22 protein-coding genes and 1 pseudogene are annotated in these 18151 nt (G+C 58.3%); 6 read left to right on the top strand and 17 right to left on the bottom strand.

Annotation, left to right across the window (positions count from 1 at the left end; all coding sequences use genetic code 11):
• Positions 1 to 42: 42 nt before the first annotated feature.
• The 5 genes from RSO41_RS11350 to RSO41_RS11330 all read left to right on the top strand — a co-directional run bounded on the left by RSO41_RS11350 (position 43) and on the right by RSO41_RS11330 (position 4594).
• A complete protein-coding gene (locus RSO41_RS11350; protein WP_315619215.1) occupies positions 43 to 873 on the top strand; it encodes an enoyl-CoA hydratase-related protein in 831 nt (276 codons plus the stop codon).
• A complete protein-coding gene (locus tag RSO41_RS11345) occupies positions 870 to 2918 on the top strand; it encodes an acetyl/propionyl/methylcrotonyl-CoA carboxylase subunit alpha (protein WP_315619214.1) in 2049 nt (682 codons plus the stop codon). The genes RSO41_RS11350 and RSO41_RS11345 overlap by 4 nt, the downstream gene beginning before the upstream one ends.
• Before the next feature lie 179 nt (positions 2919 to 3097).
• Positions 3098 to 4015, top strand: a complete 918-nt coding sequence (locus RSO41_RS11340) for a hydroxymethylglutaryl-CoA lyase (protein WP_315619213.1) — start codon at positions 3098 to 3100, stop codon at positions 4013 to 4015.
• A 34-nt stretch (positions 4016 to 4049) separates the two neighbouring features.
• On the top strand, positions 4050 to 4328 hold the full coding sequence (locus RSO41_RS11335; RefSeq protein WP_315619212.1) for a BrnT family toxin: 279 nt from the start codon (positions 4050 to 4052) through the stop codon (positions 4326 to 4328).
• Entirely contained in the window at positions 4325 to 4594 is a 270-nt protein-coding gene (locus tag RSO41_RS11330; protein WP_315619211.1) for an antitoxin, read from the top strand. The genes RSO41_RS11335 and RSO41_RS11330 overlap by 4 nt, the downstream gene beginning before the upstream one ends.
• A gap of 68 nt (positions 4595 to 4662) precedes the next feature.
• On the opposite strand, the gene RSO41_RS11325 is transcribed toward RSO41_RS11330, so the two are convergent.
• Positions 4663 to 5682, bottom strand: a complete 1020-nt coding sequence (locus RSO41_RS11325; protein WP_315619210.1) for a GlxA family transcriptional regulator — start codon at positions 5680 to 5682, stop codon at positions 4663 to 4665.
• 139 nt (positions 5683 to 5821) lie between these two features.
• Here RSO41_RS11325 and RSO41_RS11320 point away from each other — a divergent pair, with 139 nt between their 5' ends.
• Positions 5822 to 6256 (top strand): GFA family protein, encoded by a 435-nt coding sequence (locus RSO41_RS11320; protein WP_315619209.1) that lies wholly within the window; start codon positions 5822 to 5824, stop codon positions 6254 to 6256.
• Positions 6257 to 6349: 93 nt separating this feature from the next.
• On the opposite strand, the gene RSO41_RS11315 is transcribed toward RSO41_RS11320, so the two are convergent.
• The 16 genes and pseudogenes from RSO41_RS11315 to RSO41_RS11270 form a co-directional block, all read right to left on the bottom strand.
• On the bottom strand, positions 6350 to 8542 hold the full coding sequence (locus RSO41_RS11315; RefSeq protein ID WP_315619208.1) for an OsmC domain/YcaO domain-containing protein: 2193 nt from the start codon (positions 8540 to 8542) through the stop codon (positions 6350 to 6352).
• A 170-nt stretch (positions 8543 to 8712) separates the two neighbouring features.
• Positions 8713 to 8811 carry an acyloxyacyl hydrolase gene (locus RSO41_RS18500; protein ID WP_410000329.1) on the bottom strand — a complete coding sequence of 33 codons (99 nt, stop codon included), beginning with the start codon at positions 8809 to 8811 and terminating at the stop codon, positions 8713 to 8715.
• Positions 8812 to 8846: 35 nt separating this feature from the next.
• Positions 8847 to 9380, bottom strand: coding sequence for an AAA family ATPase (locus RSO41_RS11310; RefSeq protein ID WP_315619207.1), 534 nt, complete (start codon positions 9378 to 9380; stop codon positions 8847 to 8849).
• Between the two features lie 189 nt (positions 9381 to 9569).
• Positions 9570 to 9962, bottom strand: a complete 393-nt coding sequence (locus tag RSO41_RS18495; RefSeq protein WP_410000328.1) for a TonB family protein — start codon at positions 9960 to 9962, stop codon at positions 9570 to 9572.
• A gap of 140 nt (positions 9963 to 10102) precedes the next feature.
• Positions 10103 to 10339 carry an integrase core domain-containing protein gene (locus RSO41_RS18490; RefSeq protein WP_410000330.1) on the bottom strand — a complete coding sequence of 79 codons (237 nt, stop codon included), beginning with the start codon at positions 10337 to 10339 and terminating at the stop codon, positions 10103 to 10105.
• A gap of 153 nt (positions 10340 to 10492) precedes the next feature.
• The gene (locus RSO41_RS11305) at positions 10493 to 10882 is read right to left on the bottom strand and encodes a hypothetical protein (RefSeq protein ID WP_315619206.1); all 390 of its coding nucleotides are present in this window, start codon (positions 10880 to 10882) and stop codon (positions 10493 to 10495) included.
• 35 nt (positions 10883 to 10917) lie between these two features.
• On the bottom strand, positions 10918 to 11229 hold the full coding sequence (locus tag RSO41_RS11300; RefSeq protein ID WP_315619205.1) for a DUF1153 domain-containing protein: 312 nt from the start codon (positions 11227 to 11229) through the stop codon (positions 10918 to 10920).
• Between the two features lie 59 nt (positions 11230 to 11288).
• A pseudogene (locus RSO41_RS18485) lies at positions 11289 to 11630 on the bottom strand (transposase); the annotation flags it as partial.
• Positions 11631 to 11644: 14 nt separating this feature from the next.
• Positions 11645 to 11806, bottom strand: a complete 162-nt coding sequence (locus tag RSO41_RS18480) for a DDE-type integrase/transposase/recombinase (RefSeq protein WP_410000327.1) — start codon at positions 11804 to 11806, stop codon at positions 11645 to 11647.
• A 3-nt stretch (positions 11807 to 11809) separates the two neighbouring features.
• The gene (locus tag RSO41_RS18475) at positions 11810 to 12079 is read right to left on the bottom strand and encodes an IS3 family transposase (RefSeq protein WP_410000326.1); all 270 of its coding nucleotides are present in this window, start codon (positions 12077 to 12079) and stop codon (positions 11810 to 11812) included.
• Between the two features lie 17 nt (positions 12080 to 12096).
• Positions 12097 to 12468: a transposase gene (locus RSO41_RS11295; RefSeq protein ID WP_315619204.1), complete on the bottom strand. Its 372-nt coding sequence runs from the start codon at positions 12466 to 12468 to the stop codon at positions 12097 to 12099.
• 70 nt (positions 12469 to 12538) lie between these two features.
• Positions 12539 to 13294 (bottom strand): hypothetical protein, encoded by a 756-nt coding sequence (locus RSO41_RS11290; protein ID WP_315619203.1) that lies wholly within the window; start codon positions 13292 to 13294, stop codon positions 12539 to 12541.
• Positions 13295 to 13389: 95 nt separating this feature from the next.
• Entirely contained in the window at positions 13390 to 15087 is a 1698-nt protein-coding gene (locus RSO41_RS11285) for a P-loop ATPase, Sll1717 family (RefSeq protein WP_315619202.1), read from the bottom strand.
• A 209-nt stretch (positions 15088 to 15296) separates the two neighbouring features.
• Positions 15297 to 16433: a transposase gene (locus RSO41_RS11280; protein ID WP_315619200.1), complete on the bottom strand. Its 1137-nt coding sequence runs from the start codon at positions 16431 to 16433 to the stop codon at positions 15297 to 15299.
• On the bottom strand, positions 16355 to 16663 hold the full coding sequence (locus RSO41_RS11275; protein WP_315619230.1) for a transposase: 309 nt from the start codon (positions 16661 to 16663) through the stop codon (positions 16355 to 16357). The genes RSO41_RS11280 and RSO41_RS11275 overlap by 79 nt, the downstream gene beginning before the upstream one ends.
• 385 nt (positions 16664 to 17048) lie before the next feature.
• Positions 17049 to 17870 carry a class I SAM-dependent methyltransferase gene (locus tag RSO41_RS11270; protein ID WP_315619199.1) on the bottom strand — a complete coding sequence of 274 codons (822 nt, stop codon included), beginning with the start codon at positions 17868 to 17870 and terminating at the stop codon, positions 17049 to 17051.
• Positions 17871 to 18151 lie beyond the last annotated feature (281 nt).

Raw genomic sequence — 18151 nt, 5'->3', positions numbered from 1 at the left:
CGAAGCTCGAAGCTCGAAGCTCGAAGTCAGCAGGATACCGATATGACCACAGAGACCTACTCCACCCTGGACATCGACCCCCACGCCGTTGCGTGGCTGACCCTGGATCGCCCGGAGGTCCTCAACGCTTTTGACGATGCCTTGATCGGCGAGCTCAACGGGCATCTTCAGCACGTGCGGGAGGCCGCCGAGCGTGGCGAGGTCCGCGCGCTGGTACTGGGTTCGCAGGGCAAGCATTTCTCCGCCGGGGCGGATCTGGGCTGGATGAAACGCATGGTCGACTACGATCTCGAGGACAATCTGGCGGACTCCCGCCAGCTCTCGGCGCTGATGCACGGCCTGGACACCCTGCCCTGCCCCACGCTCTGCCGCGTCCAGGGCGCGGCCTTCGGCGGCGCCGTGGGCCTGGCCGCCTGCTGCGATATCGTCATCGCCTCGGAGAAGGCTCGCTTCTGCCTCTCCGAGGTCAAGATCGGCCTCTCGCCAGCGGTGATCAGCCCCTATGTGCAAGGCGCCATCGGCAGCCGGCAGATGCGCCGCTACGCGCTGACCGCCGAGGTCATGGACGCCACCACCGCCGAGGCCCTGGGGCTGGTGCATCGCGTGGTCGAGCCGGACGCCCTGGACGAGGCGGTCGCCGCCATGGTCGAGACATTGCTCGCCACCTCGCCGCAGTCCAGCCGCGCCACCAAGGCGCTGCTCGCCGAGGTCGCCCGTGATCCCGACAGCGCCGCAACCCGCGAGCGCACCTGCCAGGTGATCGCCGAGCTGCGTGTCAGCGACGAGGGCCAGGAAGGCCTGGCCAGCTTCTTCGACAAGCGCCGCCCTGCCTGGGCCCCCGAACCTCCTTCCACGACGGAGCGCTCCTCATGAGCCATGCCTTCGATACCCTGCTGGTGGCCAATCGCGGCGAGATCGCCTGCCGCGTGATGCGCACCGCCCGCCGCATGGGCCTGCGCACCGTGGCCGTCTACTCCGATGCCGACGCCAGCGCCCGCCACGTGCGCGAGGCCGACGAAGCCGTGCGCCTCGGCCCGGCCGCCGCCCAGGCCAGCTATCTCGATATCCAGGCGGTGATCGACGCCGCCCGGCGCACCGGGGCCGGCGCCGTGCATCCCGGTTACGGTTTCCTCTCCGAGAACGGCGATTTCGTCGCCGCCCTGGCGGACGCCGGCATCACCTTCGTCGGCCCGCCCGCCTCGGCCATCGCCGCCATGGGCGACAAGTCCGCCGCCAAGGCCCGCATGTTTGATGCCGGCGTGCCCCTGGTGCCCGGCTACCATGGCGACGCCCAGGACGACGCCCTGCTCAAGGCCGAAGCCGACCGCATCGGCTATCCGGTGCTGCTCAAGGCCAGCGCCGGCGGTGGCGGCAAGGGCATGCGCGTGGTGGAAAGCGGCGATCAGTTCCAGGCCGCGCTGGACGGCTGCCGCCGCGAATCCCGGGCCGCCTTCGGCGACGAGCGCATGCTGATCGAGAAGTACCTGACCCAACCACGCCACGTCGAAGTGCAGGTGTTCTGCGACACCCAGGGCCACGGCGTCTACCTCTTCGAGCGCGACTGCAGCGTACAGCGTCGCCACCAGAAGGTGCTGGAGGAGGCCCCCGCCCCGGGCATGACCGAGGCCCTGCGTCGCCAGATGGGCGACGCCGCGGTACGCGCCGCCCGCGAGATCGGCTATGTGGGCGCCGGCACGGTCGAATTCCTGTTGGACTCTTCACAAGGTCAGGATCAATCGTTCTACTTCATGGAGATGAACACCCGCCTCCAGGTGGAGCATCCCGTCACCGAGATGATCACCGGCCAGGACCTGGTCGAGTGGCAGCTGCGCGTCGCCATGGGCGAGCCTCTGCCGCTGAGCCAGAACGAACTGGCCATCACCGGCCACAGCTTCGAGGCGCGCCTCTACGCCGAGGACCCGGCACAGGACTTCCTGCCCGCCACCGGTACCCTCAGCCGCTTCGAACTGGACCTCGCCGGCGCCGGCCTCGAGCCGACCCGGGTACGCCTGGACAGCGGCGTGGCCAGCGGCGACAGCGTCTCCATGCACTACGACCCGATGCTCGCCAAGCTGATCGTTCACGGCGACGACCGGGAACAGGCGCTGGCCACCCTCAACCGCGCCCTGGCCGCCCTCGATGTCCAGGGCGTGACCACCAACCGCGACTTCCTGCAACGCCTGGCGACGCACCCCGCCTTTCGCGCCGCCGAGCTGGACACCCGCTTCATCGAGCACCACGAAGCGGAACTGTTCGCGCCACGGCATTATACGGCCGAGGAATACGCCAGCGCCGCCCTGGTCGGCCTCCACCAGCTCGGCCAGGAACGCGAGAGCGACTCCCCCTGGGATCGCCACGACGGCTTCCGGCTCAACGCCGAGCACACCATCCGCATCGCCCTCTGCGACCCCACCCGAATCGACGACGAGGACGCCGTGGTCACCGTCGAGGGCAAGCGGGCGGCCCCCGGCGCCCCCTGGCGCCTGCGCATCGGCGAACAGACCTTCGACGCCACCCTGCAACCGCTCGACGGCGACGCCGTGGCGGTGACCCTGGACGGCCACCGCCGCCGCCTGCAGACTCGACTGGTCGGCGAAGGACGAGAACGCAACCTGGTGGTGATGGTCGACCCACGGCGCGAAACTCGGCTGTTCTGGCGACGCATCGACGCCATCGACCACGGCCGCCAGGAAGCCGAATCCACCCTCACCGCCCCCATGCACGGCACCGTGGTGACCCTGCTGGTGCAACCCGGCGAACGCGTCGAGAAAGGCATGGCGCTGATGGTCATGGAAGCCATGAAGATGGAACACACCCTGACCGCCCCCGCCGACGGCCAGGTCGAAAGCTTCCACTTCCAGGCCGGCGACACCGTGGGACAAGGCGACGTGCTGCTGGAATTCGCTGCAGACGAGTAACCACCGTGCCCCTGGCAAGTAGCGTCCAAGGTAAGCGGCGCCGGGGGCAGGCCGTAGCGAAGGTCATTCGCCATGGATGGCGAATGTAGCGTCCAGGGAGGGATTCACAGCGCCTTCGCCAAGGCCTGCCGCCGGATCAGCCGCTGCTCTGGATTCTCTCGAATGATTGGAGCTCTGCAATGGCATTCCCCAAGCAAGTCCGCCTGGTCGACGTCGCCCCCCGCGATGGGCTACAGAACGAACCCGAAGCCATCGACACCGACACCAAACTCGAACTGATCGACCGCCTCGCCGACGCCGGCCTGCGCCATATCGAAGCGGCAAGCTTCGTCTCGCCCAAGTGGGTACCGCAGATGGCCGATCACCGCGAGGTGATGACCCGGCTCGAACGTCGCCCCGGCATCACCTACTCCGCCCTCACCCCCAACCTAAAGGGACTCGAGACCGCACTGGAATGCGGCGTCGAGGAAGTCGCGGTATTCGGCGCCGCCAGTGAGGCCTTCTCCAAAAAGAACATCAATTGCACCATCGCCGAATCCCTGGAACGCTTCGCCCCAGTGCTCGAGCGCGCCCAGGAAGCCAACGTTCGCGTACGCGGCTACGTCTCCTGCGTGCTCGGCTGCCCCTACGAAGGCGAGATCGCGCCGGCCAAGGTCGCCGAAGTATCGAAGGCCCTGTTCGACATGGGCTGCTTTGAAGTCTCGCTCGGCGACACCATCGGCACCGGCACCCCGCTCAAGGCCAAGCGCATGCTCGAGGCCGTCGCCCGCGACATCCCCATGGACAAGCTCGCCGCCCACTTCCACGACACCTACGGCCAGGCACTCGCCAACCTCTACGCCGTGCTCGAGGAAGGCGTGGCGGTGATCGACAGCTCCGTCGCCGGCCTGGGTGGCTGCCCCTATGCCAAGGGCGCCGCCGGCAACGTCGCCAGCGAAGACGTCGTCTACCTCCTCGACGGCCTGGGCATCGACAGCGGCGTCGACCTCGACAAGCTCGCCGCCACCGGCGACTGGATCACCCAGGCCATCGGCCGGCCCAATCGATCCAAGGCTGGCGTTGCCACTGCCACGAAACTATCTGACACATCCGGCTGACTACCAAAGGCACACATTGTGCTATCCTCACCTTATGAAGCCGATCACATGGAACACCGAGAAGAACCAACGCCTACAGGAGGAAAGAGGTATTTCCTTCGAGGCGGTGGTCTTCCACATGTCGGCGGGTGATCTTCTGGATACACTGGAACATCCAAACCAGAAGCGTTACCCAGGCCAGCAGATCCATGTGATCGACATAGAGGGGTACGCGTACCTCGTACCTTTTGTCGAGTCGGATGATGAAATCTTCCTGAAGACCATTATCCCGAGCCGAAAAGCGACAAAGGCCTATCTGGGAGGTGGCAAATGAGCAAATTGGACAAGGAAGAGCGAGAGCTACTGGAAGCTTTCGAAGAAGGCGAGCTGAAACGAGTGCCGGACGCCGAACATACGCAGCAACGGCATCAGCAGTATGCAGAGGCCATGTTCAAGAAAGATGCACGCATCAACATTCGCCTTTCCTCCAGGGACCTTCGAGGCCTCCAGAAAAAGGCGCTGGCAGAGGGTATTCCCTACCAGACACTGGTTGCCAGCATCCTCCACAAATATGTGGAAGGTCGCCTGCACGAGGACTGATCGCCAGCGCCAAAACGCAAAGCCCCCGAGCCAGATCGCTGACTCGGGGGCTTATTCATTATGCCGCGTCAGCGATGCGGGGTTCGGCCGGCGATCGCGACGCTCTCGGGCGGGCGGATGCCGAAGCACTCCCGGTAGCGCTGGGGCGGCAGCCCCGCGTAGCGCTTGAACAAGCGCCGAAAGAAGGCCAGGTCGTCGTAGCCGACGGCGCGGCTCACCTGCTGAACGGTCTGCTGCTCGTTCTCCAGCAGGTGGCGGGCGGCATTGATGCGCAGGCGGTGGAGGTAACCGGTGGGCGTTTCCCCGGTGGCCAGCTTGAAGCGGCGAGCGAAGTTCCGCGGGCTCATGCCCACCTGTCCGGCCAGGTCATCCAGTCTCACCGGTTCGGTGAAATGGTGGAACAACCACTCCTGGGCCCGTCGGATCTGCCCGTCCTCATGCGACATCTCCGGAGGTTCCGCCGCGTACCCGGCCTGCCACACACGCGGCGTCTCGAGCAGTAGTGCCCTGGCCGTCTCCATGGCAACTCGATGACCGCAGAATTTCTCGACCAGATAAAGGCTGAGATCGACGGAGGCATACACGCCGCCACTGCATAGCACGTTGTCGCTCTCCGTCAGGAACCGCTCCGGCTGCCAGTGCACCTGCGGGTAGCGTCGCCGACACGCCTCTACCACCCCCCAGTGGGTCGTCGCGGGCCGGCCATCCAGGATACCAGCCTCGGCAAGCAGTCCCACGCCCGCGCAGATACCAGCCAGGGTGACGCCACGCGCGTGCCACTTGCGCAGCCACGGATAGAGTGCCGTGTTGGCCGAGCAGGCGGCCTCCAGGTCTGCACCCACGGCGGATACGATAATGAGATCGGTCTCCGCTACCGCCTCGATGGCACAGCTCGGCTCCAGGTTCAAATCCACGGCCGTGGACACCCGCCGGCCGCCCTGGGACGCCGTACGTACCCGGAAGTGCGGCTCCACCGCCTCCCCGCGCATGGTATTCCACAGCACGCCGGCCGTGCTGAACACCTCCACCGGCGCCACCGCCGTCGAGGGCATTCCCCCCTCCACCAGCACCACGGTGACATCGATCATCTGATCACTCCGTTGGCCGGATCGCCCCTGCAGTATGTCATTTCCGCCACTACGCGGCGGGAAGCACCTGGAGAATACTGGCGAAACGCGTCCGAGACGCCTCGGCATACGAGACCCAGGCACGCAGAGGAGACACAGCATGAGCAACAACACTACCTACAAGGGAAGCTGCTTTTGTGGCGCCGTACAAGTGACCGTCAGCGGCGAGCCGGAGGCCATGGGCTACTGCCATTGCGATTCGTGCAGACAGTGGTCCGCAGCGCCAGTCAACGCCTTTACACTATGGAAGCCGGAGGCCGTCCACATCACCCAGGGCGAGGAGCACATCGGCACCTACCACAAGACCCCACAGAGCTACCGCAAATGGTGCAAGACCTGCGGCGGGCACATTCTCACCGAGCACCCGGAGCTCGGCCTGACGGATGTCTATGCCGCGATTCTGCCCGCACTCCCGTACAGCCCCGGCCTTCACGTGCACTACCAGGAAAGCGTGTTGCCGATTTCCGACGGGCTCGACAAATTCAGGGATGTGCCCGAGGAGATAGGCGGTTCCGGTATTCGCGTGGCGGAATGACGTGCTGAGACGTATCACACCATGCATAACCCGAAGCGCCCCGGACCAATGCTGGACCGGGGCGCTTCGAGTGATACGAAAGGAAGCGTGCGGCTACGCCGCCGCGTCTGCCCGCCTGGCCCGATGGGCATGCAGCTTCTTGTAGCTCTCGATCAGCCGCTGGTGACGCTCCAGGCCTTCCAGTTGCATGCCGACCGGCTCGAGGCCGTGGAAGCGCACCTCGCCGTTCACCGAGCCGACCACGGCGGCCATGGTCGCTTCGCCGAACATGCGCTCGAAGTTGTAGAGGTAGTCCTCCAGCTCAAGCTCGTCGTCCTGCACGATTTCCAGCACCGCGTTCACCGCCTGGTAGAAGAGCCCGCGCTCGACGGTGTTGTCGTTGAACTGCAGGAACATCTCGACCCGCTCCAGGGCCTCCTCGTGCTGGCCGAGCGCCAGGTTGATCAGCAGCTTCAGCTCGAGGATGGTGAGCTGCCCCCAGATGGTGTTCTCGTCGAACTCGATGCCGATCAGGGTGATGATGTCCTCATGGTCATCGATCTGGGTCTCTTCCAGGCGCTCCAGCAGATCGCCCAGTTGCTCGTCGCTCAGCTCGTGGAGGTGCAGGATGTCCTCGCGGAACAGCAACGCCTTGTTGGTGTTGTCCCAGATCAGATCCTCCACCGGGTAAACCTCGGAATACCCCGGCACCAGGATGCGGCACACCGGTGCGCCCAGATCCTCGTGGACGGCCATGTAGGCTTCCAGCCCCAGCTCCGCGAGGATACCGAACAGGCGCTCGGCCTCCTCTTCGTTCGTGCCCGAGAAATCCCACTCGACGAACTCGACATCTGCCCGGGCACTGAAGAAACGCCAGGACACTAGCCCCGAGGAATCGATGAAGTGCTCGACGAAGTTGTTCGGCTCGGTGACGGCCAGCGAATTGAAGGTCGGCGGCATGAAGTCGTTCAGGCCCTCGAAGCTGCGGCCCTGCAGCAGCTCGGTCAGGCTGCGCTCCAGCGCCACCTCGAAGCTCGGATGCGCGCCGAAGGACGCGAAGACCCCGCCCGTACGCGGGTTCATCAGGGTGACACACATCACCGGATACTGCCCGCCCAGGGAGGCATCCTTGACCAGCACCGGGAAGCCCTGCTTCTCCAGCGCCTCAACGCCCTCGAGAATCTCGGGGTACTTCGCCAGCACCTCATGCGGCACGTCCGGCAGCGCGATCTCTTCCTCGATGATCTGCTTCTTCACCGCCCGCTCGAAGATCTCCGACAGGCACTGCACCTGGGCCTCGTGCAGGGTGTTGCCGGCACTCATGCCGTTGCTGAGGTAGAGGTTCTCGATCAGGTTCGAGGGGAAGTAGATCACCTCGCCATCCGACTGGCGCACGAACGGCAACGAGACGATGCCGCGCTCCACCTTGCCGGAGTTGGTGTCGATCAGGTTGGAGCCGCGCAGCTCGCCATCCGGGTCGTAGAACTCCCGGCAGTAGGCATCCAGGATGCCCTCCGGCAGTTCGTCGTTCGGCCCCGGCTGGAACCACTCCTCGTTCGGGTAATGCACGAAGCGGCTGTTGGCGATCTCCTCGCCGAAGAACTGATCGTTGTAGAAGAAGTTGCAGCTCAGACGCTCGATGAACTCGCCCAGCGCCGAGCACAGCGCGCTCTCCTTGGTCGAGCCCTTGCCGTTGGTGAAGCACATATTGGAGTGGGCATCGCGAATGTGCAGCGACCACACATGCGGCACGATGTTGCGCCAGGAGGCGATCTCGATCTGCATGCCGAGCGACTCGAGGATGCCCGTCATGTTGGCGATGGTCTGCTCCAGCGGCAGGTCCTTGCCCTCGATCCAGGTGCTCTCGCCCTCCTCCGGCTCGGCCATCAGCAGCGCCTGGGCATCCTCGTCCAGGTTCTCGACCGTCTCGATCTGGAAATCGGGCACGTTCTGCACCACCCGCTTGACCGAGCAACGCTCGATCGAGCGCATGATGCCCTGGCGATCCTTGTCGGACAGATCCTCCGGCAGCTCGACCTGAATCTTGAAGATCTGCTTGTAGCGGTTCTCCGGGTCGACGATGTTGTTCTGCGACAGCCGGATGTTCTCGGTGGGAATATCGCGCGCGTTGCAGTAGACCTTGACGAAATACGCCGCACACATCGCCGACGACGCCAAGAAGTAATCGAAGGGGCCAGGCGCCGAGCCATCGCCCTTGTAGCGAATCGGCTGGTCGGAGATGACCGTGAAGTCATCGAACTTGGCCTCCAGCCGGAGGTTGTCGAGATAGTTGACCTTGATTTCCATTGACAAAGCACCGGATTCGTGGTTTCGGTCGGCCGTAGCGCGTAGCCCGCCATTATCCAGCTTTTGAGGCGCTTCGTCTTGGGCGGCTGGTCAAAAAATCGCCAGAGCGGGCGCGCCGAGGGCATGCTCCGCTCGGGCCCGAACGCCGCCGGGCATTACGACGACGATGCTCAATACCGGTAGCGGAACTCAATCATGTGGAAATCCGCCCCGGTCGTGTCCGGGCCATTCACGCCGGCATCGGAATAGTGAAGAAACCGATAGCCCACGCCAGTGGCGCAGGGCGGTCAACGGCAGAAATATCTCAGATATTGTCTACGGCTTCCAGAATAAATGAAACGCGCTCACCGACATGAGTACGCGGCACTTCCAAGGTTTCATAGCCCCATTGCCGATACCACCTTTTCAGACCCTCGAACACCTCGACGGACTGTTCAAGTGTCTGGTCACGCTCGGCATCGGTCCCATAGATCTCTTTCCATGGAGGCAGAAGAAAAACGCGCCTGTTGTAGGGAAAATCGTGAACGTATCGAGCCGCTTGATCATATGTCAGTGCATCCTCCGCATCCAGCATCCACAACGCGTCCAGCACACCTCGATCAAAGAACCTGGGACCATCACTAATACCGGCTTCTCGATACTTTTCGATATCCGCACTCAGGACCTCATGGGCAAACAAGGCGGGCTCCGGCCTTGGCGAAAACCCCGCCATTAACCGCTCCTGGATTATCCTCCGGGCAGACTCTCGTGCGAAACCGTACCCACGCTCCGCCAGAGCGGCCAGAACTGTGGTTTTGCCTCCGCCGGGCCCGCCGGTGACTACGAATCGATTGTTCATTAAACGTCTAAGGCCATCCATCAAGTGCTTGTCGCGCACATGGAAATGCTGGTCTCTCCTGAAAAAATGCTACCGGACACCAGACATCCGCAATATCTCGTCACTTGGGACAATCGCCAGGTCGGCGGCAGATAGCCCAGACGCCAGGGTAGCGGAACAAGTGTTGGCTACATGGTGTTTTAGGTTTCATCACTTCCAGAGCCGATACCTCATCTCGAGATAGCATTCACCCCCACCGGGAATCGGCCTGAACTCCCACTGAGACATTGCTGCGGCCGTAGGGGGGCCGAAAATTTCCGATGGGCTGGATCGGATAATTTCTACTCGTTCTGGCCTGCCGCCCTCCGAGCCGATAAATACTCTCGCGACACTCCATCCCTCCTGGTTCGCGTTCACGGCCGACGACGGATATTTCGGCAGAACACGCCGGAGAGGGTCGAGGGTGTTGCACTGCGTACCTAACCTCGAGATGTCTATGATTGGCTCGACTGGCACGGTCTTGGATGAGGTTGAGCAGGCCGCGAGGAACAATACAACTAGACCATAGAAACTGAAAGCGAACCGATTCACGGAGCTATTCATGCGCATTTTCTCTGATATTAAAATCTAATACCCCAAGCAGGGCATATTTTGTGCTTTGAGCGAAGAGGAGAAAATATTTTGGTGTTCCCCCAAAAAAATGGACACGCGCCATTGTAATGACCCCCTGGTTTCTGCACACCCTACGCAGCTAATGCGGGGTGTGCTCGGGGTGCCACATAATCCAGAGACTGATGTGGCCGTTCTTCGTTGTAGTAACGAATCCAGCGATCGATCACCGCCCTGGCTTGGCCTAGTGACTCGAAGCGATGCTGCCAGATGCACTCCTCCTTCAAGGACCGGAAGAAGCGCTCAACGAGCCCGTTCTGCTCCGGGGTATACGGTGTCGTGAACTCCTGCGTGAGGCCATAGGCCTTCACTGTGCCCGTGTAGTGGCGACTGCTGAAAACGAGCCCGTTATCTGACCGAAGGGCCAACGGTTGCTGAACACGTCCCAGCGCTCCCAGCCGATAGATCAGCGCTTCCTCCAACGCGGCCTCCGCGGTCTTGCTGCTGCCATTGTCCGACAATCGTCAGCCGAGGATCTCTCGTGTGCAGCAGTCGATGATCACCGCGAGACTGGCTCGCCGATCCTTTCCGCACCACACGTGGGTGAGATCGGTCGCCCATCGTTCATCAGGCCGTGAGGCGATGGATGGCAGACTCCTGGCGCGAGGGCGAAAGCCCTGGGGCCGCTTTCGCACCTGCCAGCCTTTGAGCTGCAGGATGCGCTGGATCGGCTTGCGATTTTCACCCAGGACGCACGCCAGTCGCCGATAGCCGTAGGTGGGGAACCGTTCCAGGGCCAGCTTCACCCTGCTGGCCAGCTCAGTATTCATCGCACGCTGCCGCAGCTTGGGACGGTAATACAAAGTCCGTCGGGGAAGTCCCAGCCACCGACAAAGCTTGACGAGCGATACCACATGGCCCTCCTGGGCCATTTCCGCCTGCAGCGACCTTACGAGTTCTCGTCCTCGTCGAGCAGGCGGCGAAACTTTTTTAGCGCGTAAATCTGCAAGTGAGCCTCGCCCAGTGCTTCTTTGGTTTCCCGCAGCTCGGATTCGTACTGTTCACGGATGTCCTTGGGACGAGCCTTGAATCCGTTCTCCATGCTGCGCTGGGCCTCATCGATCCAGCTCTCGACCTCAGAGACGGTGAGATCGTGCTGGCGAGCCACCTCAGCAGCCGTGGTCTTGCCCTTGAAGATGTCCATGACCACAGCGGCTTTGCGCTTCGCGGTCCATCGTTTGATGGGGTTGTCGTCGCTCATCCTGTCCTCCTGATGGCTGCACTATACCCTGTGCAGCTCTGGAGGGGGTCACTTCACCATCAGCTAATCCCTTCGAATTCTATCGGGCTCCGGTAACCAAGGCCACTGTGAAGACGATGGCTATTATAGAAGCCATCAATATAGTGCCTGATTTGGCTTCGTAGCTGGCACATCGCAGTGAAGCTAGTTGCGTGTAGCAACTCTCCCTTCAGGGTCTTAAAAAAGGATTCCACTTCCGCATTGTCAGTACATTGCCCAGGCCGATTCATGCTGTGTTGCTCTTGATGTTGATTCAGAAGCCGCTGCATTTTGTTTTCCCTATACTCGACCCCACGATCCGTGTGGAGCAGTAAGCCGGGTGAAGGATGACGCCGCTTGAAGGCCTCTCTGAGCGCCGCTTTAGAGAAGTCAGCAGTTAGGCTCTACCGAGTCGCCAATGGATGACTCGGCGAGAATAGAGGTCCAGCACAACGGCCAAGAACACGTATTTTGTGCCTAATTTGATGTAGGTAACATCACTGCTCCACTGCTGGTTGACACCTGTTGGCGCTGGTGCAGCCAGCCGGTAATTGGGCAATGCCTACAATTCATGACGTCTGCGTGCCAAACGCCGGTAGACTCGAGTGACACGTGCCTTCATGCCCCATTCCTGCATGATCCTCGCCACGCGGTTTTCGCCCACCTGAACGCCCTCACGGCGTAGCGCCTGATACACCCTAGGACTCCCATACCGCCCTCTGCTCTCGTCATAGACCTTCCGGATCCTGAAGACCAGATCTGCCCGCTCGACAGCCCTAGGGCTTGGCTTACGATTGACCCAGGCGTAATAGCCTGACCGGGAAACGCTCAAGTACTTGCACAGGAGCTTTACGTTGTATTCTCGTCTGTGCTTCCAGACGAACCGGAACGCTTCCGTCGTCCCTCGGCCTGAAAGCGTTGAAACTTTTTTAGGATGTCGTTCTCCTCCTGAAGCTCCGATACGCGGCGTTTCAGGCGAGCAACCTCATCCTGCTCCTGGACCTTCTGCTTGGCCTCAGCTGGTGCCTTCCTGACTCGTTTCATGGCGAATTTTCCTTCGCGATATTCCTTTCGCCAGCGTGACAGTATGAAGGGGTGGATATCCAGTGTTTCAGCCACCCCCTGGACGCTCCGGTGGGCCTGATAGCTCCACTCCACTGCTTTGACTTTGAACTCGGTGCTATAGCGCTGTGTTTTCTTCCCCGTGATCATCTCGGGCATCGGTTCTCTCCTGCTGGGGAGTTATCGATGCGTGTCTACTAGAGTGGGGGAAGTCCACGGTCGGCTTGATTCACTTGTTAGCATTTAAGGCCCCGACCTTCTCCAAAAAATCCTTTGCCTTTTCTATCTTTAATTTGTTCTCAAATCCTTTTACTACATCATTTTCGAAAGCTTTGTATTGGCTTTCGAGAATAAATGTAGCTTCATCTTTCCCGATACCGCCATATTCAATCATAGCTGCTCGTAGTATTCCGGCGGAACGAAATAATGATTGGACAGAATCAATCGCACTCTGAATTTGGGCAGAGTCTAATAATTTTTTCAATTCATTGCTTGATAGATATGAGCTAAAAAGCTTTATGGTTGACACAACACCTTTCAGGTTTTGCTCATACCTCTGATAGAAAATAACAGTTTGCTTGGGTAATTCTGCCTGCTGGTCGTTACTAAGGTAAGTTCGAGTGAGATTTTCAATGAATTGGTCGGAAAACTTCTCGATATCTTGCAATTTCTCGAATGTTTCAGTTTCGGAATTACGTATCATATCTTCTATCAACACTGAAACAGCATGCGAAAACTCAAACTCACCTTCAGGAATAGGCTCGTCAATCTGACTTTCCAGCTTTCCTATAAAGCTTCTTAGCCACGCATCAACTGCCAATATAAAACTTAGCTGGACAACGTACACATAAGCCAATCGAGTCTCCGACTCTCGCTTATCCTTTTTTTGAACCAGCATTCTGATGCGATAGCTCAAATACGCAGATATCAAAGCACCGCATAAGCCGCTTAGGACAGATATAAAAAGGGTTGAGATGCCTGCCATAATGATTTCTTTTTTATGCTAACGCCGCTCAGCACGCGCGGCTACGAAATGGAGGCGAAGCCGCAATGTAGAAGCCGTCGCCGTGACTGGCCTTGTTAGCTGCCAGCATGCAAGCCTGACGCGAAATTCTTGTGCAACAAGATAGGTAACTCATAGTGCCGCCGCTCAAGCGCTACAGAAGTATCCCTGCATTGGAACACTCCAAGGTGGGTTAAATATGCCAAGAAGTCTCTAATCTCGACATCGTCTCCAACGCCAATCAGCTTCCGTACAGCACGGTAAGAGAAGGTCGTCTTCTTACCCTTTTGCTTAAATATGATCTCCAACCACGTACGCCATTCGTTGATCGTGACTGAGCCCAAAAATATTCGAAGCACCTCTTCTTGTAGCCACCCGTATGCAGCGAGAATTTCTCTCCGCTTGAGAAGCGGAAACTCGCCATTCTCGTCTTTTTCAACGAACGGTTCGTCGTTCTTTGCATAGTAGTCGGCGCAAAGTTCGAATACCTTCTGAACATAAATCATCAATATCCTGGGCGTTAGTTCATCATTTCCAAGTTTGAAGTGGGTTTCAATGAAGCTGAACAGATCAATGTCTTCGACATTCCCTGACCCATCGTAGTGCTTGATTGTTCTCGGAAAAATCGTCGTAATTGCTGACTTGTAGGCCTCATCCCATAAACTCACATCCTTCGAATCTCGGGAATCCCGGCCATTGGGTTTATAAAGATGCAGCCACATCAGCAGTCGGTGATACCATGGCACTTTCCTATCCCATGGCTCTAGATCCAAGCTTTGACCGTCACCCGAATATTCAAAATGCTCGATTTCTAGATGATGCTTAAAATTCCAAAGTATTCTCTCGCCGAGAAACTCCCAAATATCTGAGGGCGTCCAGCTTAACTTGATTGTGGTTGGCGCGACTTTGTCATAGCCACCAACCTGTGAAAAGTTAATGTGCTCGAATAGCTCGGTTCGCAAAAGCAGACGGATCTTTATATTTCGAGTTGAGATAAAGCTCCGCGAGCAACGGAGAAGACCTTGCAGAAGAAGTTTTTGTATTTCGTACTCCTCTCTTGACACGAAATCGTCGATATTATCAACAACGATGTAGACATACTGCTTGCGCCGCGCCAAATAGCGACTTATGGATGCCTTTAGTTCACTTAGTGATACGTCGAACTTCTCAGCGTTGCTTGCGGACGCATCTCCGGGCTCAACGCTCACATAGAAGTCCGGTGTTGGGAAGGCAGGGTTTGATGTATCTACTCGAAATCCAGCTGTTTTCTTTACCGCGCCAAGAAACTCCATGAGGCTCGGCGTCTTACCCTTTGCATCAAAAATTTCTAGAAACCGGCTTGCTTCACTCTTCGCCCGATGATCGCTCAGAATCCCGTCATCTTTCAGCTCCACGAGCAAGCAATAGATGATGTAAATTTCCCAAAGGTATCTAAACTGGATGTCTTCATCGGGAATATCGGACTTGATTGTCGACAAAGCCGCATACTTCAGGCGAGAGTATTCAACATCAGAATCTATGGCAATCAACCGCTGTCGGGCTCGACGTGGGTTGGCGAATTCACGATCCCCATGTTTCAGAAGTGTGAATAACGCCGTTTTTCCGGTGCCTTTCCCGCCCAGAAGGATGCCCTTATTGGCCCGTAAAAATCTTTCAATTGCAGGTGTGTCGCAAAAGCACGGAAGAAGTAGTTCATCTAGCGAGGGTTCCACTTCACCGATATTGAAGTGCTCTAAGATTTTCGTCGGGAACCGCTCTGGGAAAGGTGTAATCACGCAAATGCTCTCCTCTGGCAGCTAACGAGACTGTAGAAAAACTCGATTCTGAGTCTCTCTCACCACCTGTTTTCTGATTTTTTGTACCGCCCACCAAACGAAAAACATCCTTGGCCAAGGGACCTAATTAACCATGTCGATTCCTTGGTGATGTAAAAGTATCTCATCACCTGCATTTGGCGGCCACTTTCAGCCTTTTAGCCCCTTTATCACGTGCCTAACCGACCATAATTGGCGAGCTTCTCAATGTTGTGTATCAAACAGTATAACTGCCACTGACACTGTACCTTCTTCTTGCCACGAAGCCCGAATCGGTTCAAACGTTTCGTAGTGCCGATGTTGCCGAATACCGGCTCCACCACTGACATTCGGTGACTATATATCTCCTTACCTTGCTGGCTATCCACTCGGTGCTTCATCCAGTCTGTATAGCTCGGTTGTCCGTCGCTCTTTATCGTAAAGGAGACTTGTCGGCCAGCTCCGTTTCGGTGATCCGCCGAGGAGGGGTTCTGCATGCACCGGTGCTTCTTGGGGCAGTGCCGACATTGCAGAAGTCGACCTTCAAAGTGCGCCCGAACCTTACCATTCTCGGCTTCCTGCTGTCCCCGATAGGTCAGGGATTCCCCATTGGGGCAGATACAGCTAAGGGTGACCGGGTCGAACTGGAATTCACTGGCCGGAAAGGTGGCTTTCCATCCCTTGTCTGTCAGGTTCTGGTGCCGCTTTCCGTACTTCTCTTTCTGCTGAGAAAACTTGGGATCCCGGCTACGAAACTGATTGTCCGGCACATAGCCGTTGATCTGCCGTTCGTGCAGGTACTTCATGTTAGCTTCATTGGCGAAGCCAGTGTCAGCGGTGACGACGGTGCCTTGCTGGTAGATGTTGTCAGCAATCCCCAGCTTCTTGAAGCGGGCTTTCACCCGCTCGAGTACCGGTTGCAGCGTGTGGTGTTCCTGTTCCTCTCCAAACGCCTGGGCATCGATGATGACTTGGTGTTTCTTGTCCACCGTGGCCACGCCGTTATAGCCCTGGATCGTTCCCTTGCTGGTGGTCATCTTAGCGCTTTCGTGGTCCGTGATATTGCTCTTCACTTCCTTGCTCCGCCTCCCCTGGCCCATCCTTGGACTGTGCGTCTTTAGGAAGCGATCGACTTTGTTCATGGCAGCATCTAGCGAGAGGATCGTCTTGGCTCGACGGATATCCCGATCAAGGTCGGCCTCCGTCTCGGCTTTATCCCGCGCGTAGTGCTCCAGCAGGTGATGGCGAACTAAACGTCGCAGCTTCTCTCGCTTCTCGCCCAGCTCCTTGAAGGTGCCAGACCACTCCTTTGAGGCATCGGAGGACACCTTGCAGCCGTCAATGGCGAAGAGTTCGTTGCCCAGCAGGCCTTCTCATGGCACACCAGCAGCACCTGCTCAAAGAGGTCTTCAATCTCATCAGTGTGGCTGCTGACGAACTTCGCCAAGGTGGTGAAGTGAGGGACAGTATCGCAGGACAACGCCTTGAAGATGATGTTGGTTTCGCAGCACCACTGCATCTCGCGGCTGGAGGTGATCCCCTTGGAATAAGCGAACAGGATGATCTTCAGCAGTATGGCGGGGTCGTAGGCCAGCCGGCCCGTATCGTGGTTGCGGTACTGGGGATGGAAAACCGACAGGTCCAGCTTGTGTTCGATCAGGTAGTGGACGGCGTGCTCGAACGTACCGGGCTGAAGCTAGTCCTGATAGTTGATCACTACCATGGCGCTCTGGTCATGGTTGTAAGGCTTGAAGCGGGGCATGTTGACCACTCCTAGGTGTTTTCCCCAACCCTACCAAAACGGCGTGGGCTAAGGGCTTTTTCTACAGCCTCAACGCCCACAGCACGGGCAAATTTGTAGCGCAGCGGAAAATTTGTCCCTGTGCCTGTGCCTGTGCCTGTGCCTGTGCCTGTGCCTGTGCCTGTGCCTGTGCCTGTGATTGTTAGGCTTCTGATGAAATTTGCGCAAGCAATTCACCATGTACTAAACAAAACCAAGCGTCGGGTTCGCGGCCCCATTCTCTCCAGGCACGGACAATGCTTTCGATGCTTTCATCACCAAGTCCCTGCTCCTGTGCTTGTTGGGAGAAAATTTCACCTGCGCAGCGGCTAGCCTGCCCATTACCCCACCAGAGGCAAGTTGCAGGATCTGAGTAGCTCCAGACGGATGCCGTAACTTGTGGATTGACTATACCTGCTGCATTCGCCCACGCACGAAGCCTTCTACCTGCATCTGGTTCAGCTCCGTTGGCACGAGCTGCAGCGCGGTAAGCCTGTCTCCACAATTCAAGACCTGCAATCTCTGGATACCAACTCATGGCAGCATAGTCGGCATCACGTGCCGCAATCCAGCCGCCCGGCTTACACACTCGAACCATCTCACGTAACGCCGTTACAGGATCAGTCAGGTGTTGTAGAACTTGATGGGCATGTACCACATCAAAAGATTCGTCTTCAAAAGGGAGGTTCAGAGCATCTCCGCTTTGAAATACAGTTGTTTTATCTTCACGAGCGCTGGCCTCAGTGCGAGCAACGCGAAGGGGAGGTTCGACATTTTCTATGCCGACAACCTTTCCAGGCGCAACAAGCGGAGCGAAGTCCAACGTAATCGTGCCCGGGCCACAGCCAATGTCCAGAATATCCATTCCTGGTTTCAATTGCGGCAAAAGATACGCCGCAGAGTTCTGCGCAGTACGTTTTCCATGCGAATCAAGCGTGCTACGTTCGTGCCCGTGCGTATATCTACCGGACGAATCTTGTCTCATATTTTAAATTACCTAGCTGAAAGCATTTAACGAGTGTCTACTGTTCATGGATAACTCGGGAGCCTAACAGTTCAGCATTTCTTCGCTGTGCGGAGCATGGCGTATAAATGCCTGTTGGACTAAGCCGCCCATCAGGCTGCTACACAGCTTCTATAGGGTATTGTATTGGCCAGTGTTCGGCCTGTGACGGCAGATCGCGCGCAGACGGATCTGTTGTGACGCATTCGGGCAGTGATATTGGCCATGATTCCGGTACCTTTCGGGCCCAGTTTGCCCCAACG

Origin of the sequence: Halomonas sp. I1, assembly GCF_032334135.1 — a bacterium.
Taxonomy (GTDB): Bacteria; Pseudomonadota; Gammaproteobacteria; order Pseudomonadales; family Halomonadaceae; genus Halomonas.
The sequence above is the reverse complement of the archived record's forward strand: the minus strand, read 5'-3'. Positions and strand labels throughout refer to the sequence as shown.